This window comes from Chroococcus sp. FPU101, from assembly GCF_017312365.1.
Classification (GTDB): Bacteria; Cyanobacteriota; Cyanobacteriia; order Cyanobacteriales; family Microcystaceae; genus Chroococcus.
The window spans coordinates 1-7,832 of record NZ_BLJI01000076.1; the positions used below are offsets into that span (position 1 = coordinate 1).

At 40.8% G+C, this 7,832-nt stretch carries 12 protein-coding genes and 1 pseudogene; 7 read left to right on the plus strand and 6 right to left on the minus strand.

The window, feature by feature from the left end; translation table 11 throughout:
• Window positions 1-143: 143 nt before the first annotated feature.
• Window positions 144-1,493 (minus strand): annotated as a pseudogene (locus CFPU101_RS26420) (IS701 family transposase).
• An 88-nt stretch (window positions 1,494-1,581) separates the two neighbouring features.
• On the opposite strand from CFPU101_RS26420, the gene CFPU101_RS24700 reads away from it, so the two are divergent.
• Entirely contained in the window at window positions 1,582-2,094 is a 513-nt protein-coding gene (locus CFPU101_RS24700; RefSeq protein WP_206818466.1) for a homocysteine S-methyltransferase family protein, read from the plus strand.
• Between the two features lie 74 nt (window positions 2,095-2,168).
• Here the strand turns inward: CFPU101_RS24700 and CFPU101_RS24705 are convergent, their stop codons facing one another.
• From CFPU101_RS24705 to CFPU101_RS24725, 5 genes are all read right to left on the minus strand, one after another.
• Window positions 2,169-2,348, minus strand: coding sequence for a hypothetical protein (locus CFPU101_RS24705; RefSeq protein WP_206818468.1), 180 nt, complete (start codon window positions 2,346-2,348; stop codon window positions 2,169-2,171).
• 28 nt (window positions 2,349-2,376) lie between these two features.
• Window positions 2,377-2,745 (minus strand): nuclear transport factor 2 family protein, encoded by a 369-nt coding sequence (locus tag CFPU101_RS24710; RefSeq protein WP_206818470.1) that lies wholly within the window; start codon window positions 2,743-2,745, stop codon window positions 2,377-2,379.
• Between the two features lie 31 nt (window positions 2,746-2,776).
• Entirely contained in the window at window positions 2,777-3,130 is a 354-nt protein-coding gene (locus CFPU101_RS24715) for a GFA family protein (protein WP_307730484.1), read from the minus strand.
• Between the two features lie 322 nt (window positions 3,131-3,452).
• Window positions 3,453-3,644 carry a hypothetical protein gene (locus tag CFPU101_RS24720; protein WP_206818474.1) on the minus strand — a complete coding sequence of 64 codons (192 nt, stop codon included), beginning with the start codon at window positions 3,642-3,644 and terminating at the stop codon, window positions 3,453-3,455.
• A gap of 41 nt (window positions 3,645-3,685) precedes the next feature.
• Window positions 3,686-4,039 carry a hypothetical protein gene (locus tag CFPU101_RS24725; protein WP_206818476.1) on the minus strand — a complete coding sequence of 118 codons (354 nt, stop codon included), beginning with the start codon at window positions 4,037-4,039 and terminating at the stop codon, window positions 3,686-3,688.
• A gap of 444 nt (window positions 4,040-4,483) precedes the next feature.
• On the opposite strand from CFPU101_RS24725, the gene CFPU101_RS24730 reads away from it, so the two are divergent.
• The 6 genes from CFPU101_RS24730 to CFPU101_RS24755 all read left to right on the plus strand — a co-directional run bounded on the left by CFPU101_RS24730 (window position 4,484) and on the right by CFPU101_RS24755 (window position 7,685).
• A complete protein-coding gene (locus CFPU101_RS24730) occupies window positions 4,484-4,672 on the plus strand; it encodes a hypothetical protein (RefSeq protein WP_206818478.1) in 189 nt (62 codons plus the stop codon).
• Window positions 4,662-5,462 (plus strand): helix-turn-helix domain-containing protein, encoded by an 801-nt coding sequence (locus CFPU101_RS24735; RefSeq protein ID WP_206818480.1) that lies wholly within the window; start codon window positions 4,662-4,664, stop codon window positions 5,460-5,462. Before CFPU101_RS24730 ends, CFPU101_RS24735 begins: the two co-directional genes overlap by 11 nt.
• Window positions 5,459-5,950 carry a hypothetical protein gene (locus tag CFPU101_RS24740; RefSeq protein ID WP_206818482.1) on the plus strand — a complete coding sequence of 164 codons (492 nt, stop codon included), beginning with the start codon at window positions 5,459-5,461 and terminating at the stop codon, window positions 5,948-5,950. The genes CFPU101_RS24735 and CFPU101_RS24740 overlap by 4 nt, the downstream gene beginning before the upstream one ends.
• Before the next feature lie 3 nt (window positions 5,951-5,953).
• Window positions 5,954-6,742 (plus strand): DNA cytosine methyltransferase, encoded by a 789-nt coding sequence (locus CFPU101_RS24745; protein WP_206818484.1) that lies wholly within the window; start codon window positions 5,954-5,956, stop codon window positions 6,740-6,742.
• Window positions 6,705-7,172, plus strand: coding sequence for a hypothetical protein (locus CFPU101_RS24750; protein WP_206818486.1), 468 nt, complete (start codon window positions 6,705-6,707; stop codon window positions 7,170-7,172). Before CFPU101_RS24745 ends, CFPU101_RS24750 begins: the two co-directional genes overlap by 38 nt.
• Before the next feature lie 210 nt (window positions 7,173-7,382).
• Window positions 7,383-7,685 carry a DUF6006 family protein gene (locus tag CFPU101_RS24755; protein WP_206818488.1) on the plus strand — a complete coding sequence of 101 codons (303 nt, stop codon included), beginning with the start codon at window positions 7,383-7,385 and terminating at the stop codon, window positions 7,683-7,685.
• The last annotated feature ends 147 nt before the right edge of the window (window positions 7,686-7,832 follow it).

The following is a 7,832-nucleotide window of genomic DNA, read 5'->3' on the forward strand; positions in this document are numbered from 1 at the left end:
CAACTGCTTTTTTTCTGCGATCGTAACTATCGGCACTAGGCATACTTCTTACTTGGTCTTGACCATTTTTTTGAGCATACTAGATTATAATTGTCCTAAACACGCTTTGTAGTGCTCTATCCCTCTTTTGTCAGTCTCCGAATTCAATTCATAATAAATAAGCTAGTTTCTTCAGAAAAATAAAATGGTTGAAATTGATTCATGAGCTTAATTAGCTGATGAAATCCCAGCAATAAATGACGTGAGGGGAAAACATCTAGCCAAGGAAAAATTAGCCACAAAAAAATAGTGGGTTGAATGATTAAACGGAAATTATTTAGAGTACTTTTCCATGCCCCAGCCAAATCCCATTGTTGGTGACTGGAGAAATCAATAGGATCATTATCAGAAGGCAATTGAGATTGATTTAACTTGCTAAAAATCTTCGAGTTTAAACTAATCATTAAATAAGCACTCATGATAATTTCCCACCACTTTTCAATCTGTTCAAATTTGGTTAAACGATAATCTGTCCACCCTAATTTTTGTTTACATTGTCTAAATCCATATTCGACCCATGTTCTTAATCCATAAAGATTTCCTAAAGTTTTCTTGATTTGATTCCTCTTTGCCGGAAGATTGGTCATCACAAATGAAGTTGAGTTTTCAGGTAAGGTTTCTGGGTCAGTTGTGATTTCCCAATAAGTTCTTGAATATCTTTTTCCAAAAATAATTTTTCTAATATATCTAATTTCAGATGTTTGATTGCTAAAAACTCTCTCAAATTGACACCACTTATTAGCTCTAACTAGCTGATGAGAGGGCAGCCAAACTCCGTGATTATTTCGAGCTTGCTAAGACCCAAGGTAATTGGTGCTTGTCTAATGTTTCGATGAACGAACTACTTTCTCCATATAAACTATCCGCTAGTACTAACTCAATTTCAAAACCAAAATTAATTAGTTCTTCAACCATCTCCGAGGCTAATTCAATTTTTGTTTGATATTTATCATTAGGTTTTAATGTTCCTTTTGGCTTAAAAATTTTAAAGAGTAGAGGAAAAGTTAAATGTTCATAAACTCCATAAGCATTAACCGAGACTATTCCCTGCTCTATTTTGCCTATGCTTCCCAAATATTGCCTGGCTACATAATCGGTTTTTTTTCCTTTTTTCTATCTCCTGTTTCATCTATAATTACTGTAATTTTTTTTCCTTTCAATGCTATGAGGGTTTTTAATAATCTTCTTTCTCTAATTTCGATGACAGACCAAGGCGATTTAGCCAAAAAATGATGTAGTGATTGGGCTGAATTTACTCCTGTTACTCTAGCAATTTCTGGTAAGGATTTTCGTTTAAGGGGTGCGATTATCCCTAAATGTAAATATTTAAAACATTCATAGCTTCTGACTTCGGGAAACAAGTCTTTGTAGACGCTACAATATTCATCAATGAATGATACTGTCGGCTGTGCATCTCTTGCTAAATGTTTGAGGATCTGTAATTCGGTATCCATTATCTGCCCTGCCTTGTAGAGATTTATCTTTTTGATTTTTTCATTTTAAATCTCGGAGAGTGACAAAAGAGGGTTAACAGCCATTACGATGAATTATGTTGAAGAAGCAATTGGAATTACTCGCGCTGCTCAGGCAACTGGAATACCTGTGGTGATTTCCTTTACCGTAGAAACTGATGGCAACTTACCCTCAGGCCAGTCCTTAAAAGAGGCGATTCTTCAAGTCGAGCAAGCTACGAATCAGTTTCCAGCCTACTACATGATCAACTGCGCCCATCCTACTCACCTAGCAGGGTCGCTACACTCAGATGAGCCTTTGTTAGGGAGAATTCGTGGTTTACGAGCCAATGCGTCCACCAAAAGCCATACAGAACTCAATGAGTCTGAAATACTTGATGATGGCAACCCTGAAGAACTCGGTAACCAATACTGTGAACTCAAAAGCATCTTAAAGAATTTGAATGTGTTAGGTGGGTGCTGTAGTACCGATCACCGTCATGTCGAAGCCATCTGCAAAGCTTGCTTACCCGTGTGGTGGACATACCCTTCTAATAGAGGACAATTCCCCATGCAACAGGTACTTTTGACCTACCAACAGTAGACACATCAAAAAGTTTGTGTAGCAAAGATGTTGGTCAACTAAAAGAATTTATTGTAAATCAGCATACAAGAGGTCTAGTTATCTTGATTGTCAGCAATATCCATCTCTTGCTGTAATTGCTGGACTTTTTCTAAAGGTAGTTCGGTCACTTTAACCACTTGCTCTACGCTCATCCCCTCTCGCTGCATATTTAAGGCGACTCGCTTGAACACTTTTTTTTCGCCTTTCTGTTTACTCTCTGCTAAATGATACATAACAGAAGCCCGGAGAGGGTTAGACGACTCACTTTTCCATCTGACTCACATGACCAGCTACGATCTGCCAACGGTTCTGTCGCTGTACCCAGATACGAGTGAAGCGATAGGTTTCACAAAAAGATTGATGGTTGAGAGTCCCAGCGATTTCCGCTTTAAGGGTGACGACAATACAATCGCCGTAAGAATGGATTTGGCGATCGCCAATCTCCAGCTTCGTGAACTTGAAGATTCCAGAGCGATGTGCATCCAGGTCGTATTGTTTGTTGACCACCAGACCCGTGTGCATTGTCCAAACCAAGTCGTCAGCAATGAGTTCATCCAGTGCGGAAACATCACTGGTGAGCATGGCTTGCCGCAGTTTTTCTTCTAGGCTTTCAATCGTCGTACTTTCCATCGAAGACTTCTCCTCTATGAGTTGAGAATTGTCAGGGAGCATATTTAGCAAAAAACTCGGCACCTGTCAGCTTTTGAGTTTCGTTTGAGAAGTTGTAATATTCGGGTTTTTCATCAATGAAGATTTGGTGGTCAAAAACGAATGTTTCATCCTCTTCAAAAATTCCGACAGGCATAAAATATTGATGATTCGCTTTTAATCGGTAAAATAAATGACTCCCGCAGTTTAGACAAAAACCTCGCTCTGCCCATTCAGACGAGTCGAAAACGCCGATCTGCTCCTGGCCTTCAAAAGATACATTACTTCCACAATCGATGGTTAATAGAGGCCCCCCTGTCCAAGTTCTGCACCTAAGACAATGACAAGCTCCGATTTCTTTACTCATTGTCGAGGCTGTTACCTTGACTTTCCCACAAAGGCAATGGCCTTTACCTACTCTTGTATCAGACATCGATCTTACCGAAAAGAAAGAATGAGACAATTGCCCCTAACTAATTATAGGACGCGCTTGCCCTAGGCGAGATAGAAAGCGGGATCGCCCTTCCATTTCCCCTAAGAATAACAATTTAGGGGTGTCGCTTTTTTTAAATAGATACTGTACGACACCCCAATAACGAGATTAGATAATTTAGCGATCGCCCTTATCTTGAGCAATGCGGATAGCGATCGCCTTCAATAACTCCTCGAACGTCTCTGGCGGAATCTGTTTAAGTTGGATCACTCATTTCGTAAGCATCGCCATGTAGCCCAATGGAATAGCCGCCAAGGATAACCGTTAACCCTGAGCCTTGCCCTAAAAGCTTCTGAGCTAGGGTTAGACGCTGTTCTAAATCAAAACTCTCAATTTTGGTGAAGATTTGCTCAAACTTTTCTTGACGAACTAGCTTTATTTCTTCCATAACCTTAGTTATCCCTCAACCCGTTCTAGGTTAAGAGTTCCCTAAGACATGATTAAACTTTGCTGAAGGTGCTGCATTGTTTCTCGATCTTTTTTAAACTTTTCAGCGATCGCAAACATGAGTCGATCCGCCCCGATCGTTTCGATTAAATCCTCTAAATTTGGCTCAGATGCCCCCGACAGCAACAGACCAAAGTAACGGCGAGAACCTGGGGCTAGTTCTTCCATGCCATCTAAAAGCTTCTCTAAAGTCTCCTCGGTGATCCAGTTCTTTCCACTTCTAAAAGCACTAATATGCGCCGTTCCAACCCCTGATGTCTGCGAGAGAGCTTTTCCACTAATCCCGAAGTAATCCTGAGTTACTTTAAAAGCTTGCCGAATTGTTAATTTTTGCATATTAATTGGTTCAATAGTAAATTAATTGATGAATAATGAGTCTATAAAGCGAACATCCTCAATTATTACAGAATTAATTTCACCTAAACCAATTATGACACAGGAATTATGAGTCATGGAAATACCAGAGCATTTTAAGAGTTTATTAGAGTCCGATTATCCGATTTCAGATGCCCGCATAGGATTATGCGGGCATCTGGTATCACGCCCAAGAAGCGAGGCAAAAGCTAGAGAAGGTACTGAAATATATGGCAGAAATTGAAAACGCTACTCAAGAGAGCGATCAGCGAAGCTGCGCCTTCGGCGATCGCATCTGACGTGAACAGCTTGAACTGATCTCAGTTCAAATCGATGGGGCAATTGCCTTTATCCCTAAATCCTAGCCAAAAAAACAAGCCCCAATCTGGTTAGGGAAAGGGGCAGATCAATAAAAACATATCTATCATGACACAAACTACATTCATTCAAATCTCTCTAGAGTTAATCGAATATGTTCGATTGTTAAAACTCTCAAGAACCCAATACGATTTATTCGGTCAAGAGACAAAGCTAGAAAAGCTGACTGATATTAAATTAGCTTGCCTCAGCTTCGGAATCAAAGTTACAGGTGAGGAGATGCTAAATGAGTATTAATCCAGATTCCTCAAAAAATGGGAAATTTTACGCACTCACACCAGAAGAATTTTTAGAACTCAATCGACTTCTCAAGGATGCGGAACTTAGAGTTTATTTGTATTTAGTCACTAATCACCCTTGGAGCGATCGCAAGGTAGAAACTGACACGGCTATTATTGCTGAACATTTAGGGCTTACCAGAAGGACAATTCAAAGAGCTATCAGACGGCTAGAGGAATTGGAGCTTATTGAAATCGAACTTTCTAAGTTTAAATACTGCCAATCAAGAAGACAAGTTAAGGAAAGATTAAGAACGACAGATGGATCGCCAAAGCGACAGATGGATCGCCAAAGCGACACAAAGATCGTTTCTGTGACAGATGGATCGCCAAAACGACAGATGGATCGTCTTGAAACCCCAGAAACCTTATCTGAAGCAGTTTCTAGCTCTCCTCAGACTATTCAGACTTATTCAGACTTTATTAAGACTCTCTCAGAAGACGAGCGAGAGAGTTTTTTAGAATTCGGTAAGAAGAAAGCCGCCCAGTTACCAAAACCACCTGAACTGCCGCTTAAATGGATTGAAAAAAATTTCGACGATTTGCGATCGCTCTATGAGAAACAGAACGGAATAGTTCGTTGCAGCCATCGTTGGGAAAATGACCACCGTCGCCTTGAATGGCTAGATAAAATTCGTTCTCTTGGCTTTGCTGCATTCATTTACGAGGACGGAAAATTAAACTTTGAGCGCAAGGAATTTTACGAGTGGGCCAACTCCAAAAACTTAATTTGGGGGGCTGAATCATGAAACTGCCACAACTTCCAAGAGAAATAATACGGCGTGAAGACGAGCCATTCTATGAGAAGGAAATTTGGCAACCATCATGGAATTGTTTCTGCTGCGAAGATTCGGGAATTGTCCGCACTCGACTAGCAAAGATGGTAATTCAGGGCTTTAATCCAAACTGCGATCGCATACCAATCTGCCAAGCCCCAGGCTGCAACGCTGGAGCTAAGTGGCTGCACTTGGATGGAAACATCGATCTGAGACTAACGGCGGCAATCTGCCAAGAATTTGACCGAATCAGCCGCGAAGACTGGCGACAGACAACAGAGCATAAATTTATCAATCTCAAAGCTTTATCGGAAAAACTAGCCATGCCTGGAAGCGTTGAGCGTACAAAAAACGAAAACCGAGAAATTCAGCAACGGAAAGCCGAAATTGAAGCAATTACTCATGAGCAATGGCTCGCACAAGGCCAGAAATATTTTAATGAACTGGAGGAATATGCGTAAAAGATGCTTACTCAACTCGACCTCTGCTCAGGAGTCGGCGCGGGTTTCCCACTGGACAGCATCGGAGCAGGAGGCTTTGAACTCGTCGGACTCTCGGAAATTGACGAATACTGCTCAGACATCCTATTCTTACGATTCCCAGGTGTCACCAACTACGGAGACGTGCGAAGTCTCCCAGTTCGAGAAATTAGACGACAATGGAATATCGACATCATTACAGCTTCACCACCCTGTCAGCCCTTTAGTGTGCAGGGAAAGCGCAAAGGAGCCGACGACAAGCGTGACTGTTTACCCGCAATCATCAGGGCGATCACATCTATCAGACCTAAATTCTTCTGTCTTGAAAACGTCTCAGGATTGCTCAGTTGTCCCTACTTCCCAGGTGAAGCTGTTGGGTCATATTTCCGAAATCTCCTTACAACGCTTGCCGAACGCGGGTACGATGCGGAATGGCTTTGTGTATCATCAGGACACTTTGGCAGCCCCTTCATTAGAGAACGGCTTTTGTTGGTTGGAGTCGCTAGGAGCCTTATCGAGTGGTCAAGGGCGACCCCTTGGCCAGAGCAGGTTAGAGGGGCAGTTGAAGAAATTAGGGGTGTTGGAGAAACGAGAGGTATTGAATCCCCAATATCTAGAGAAGGCTTACAGCTTGCCTTTGAACTGGACAGACCCGCAGGAGTTAAAAGCGGCGACGAAATTGTTAGAAATCGTAGGGAAGCCCTCGGAAACGCACTCGATCCTAGAGTGGCCAGTGTTGCACTCCGACGAGTCCTCTATCTCGATTTCCTCTGATTCTTTCTTAGGGGAAAGTAACCCACCCATTTTCTTAGGGGAAAATTCAGGACAAGATGATCGCACCTCTAAAATTTCCCCTAAGAAAAAAATGAACGATCGTTCTTCATCAGAAATTTTCTTAGGGGAAAACGATCAGCCTCAATCATCTGAACAAATTTCCCCTAAGAAAAATCCAAGCGGTTCTTTATATCCTTTCATCCAAAACAAGAAGGATAAATACGGGCTAGTGAAAACTTATCCGAAAGTAGCTGGAGAACGTGAGCCAGACAATCCTGATCATTGGTTCTGGGCTTACTGTTGGGATGAAAAGGTTAACGGTAAGTGGAAAACCTTTAAGCGATCTGTATCTCGTGAGAAACTGGAAGATGTGAGGGAGGCGATCGCTAATAATCAACCTGTTTCAGAGATTTTAAAAATCGTTAGTTAATGGAGCGTATACAGTAATGATTATGATAATACAGATTTGTTTTCTTAATAAAAATTAATCATAAATTAGTTAGATTTTTGCTTAAAATCTTAAACTTTGGTTGTAACTATCAAACTTTTTGAGTAACGTTGAAGTCAATTGAGTCTATTTACTCTAATTATGGGAAATAACTAGCTTTTTATTCGTTATTCTCAACAAAATTTTTGATTTATGTCTAAATTATTATTTATCTTGTTTTTTTCTATCTTTTGTGTACCAGCTAATGCCTCAACAGTTGTATCTCAATGGTATTTTGGGCGATGGTCTTGTTTAATTGACGGACGACCTTCAACTATGGTTTGGGAAGTTAAAAATGATTCTCAACAGACTTGCGATGGTGAAGTTTGCTCTCAAACCTCTGGGGTCAAAGTTGTGGGGTGGTTTAGAGAACAACAACAAAATAGTCCTTGGGTACGACTTTATTCAAGAGGTTCTACTAATACTGGGTTGAGAATGCTATATACTGGAGTTTAGACTAAATAACAGCCGAAATTGTCTCAGCTAGGGATAAAAGACTGAGAAAGAGAGAAATAAGAATAATTAGAGTTTAAGAGACTTTCTTTTGAGTTTTAGGGGGGGAAGAATAACGTTTTTTGACGACTGGATATCGAATTTTCTTCT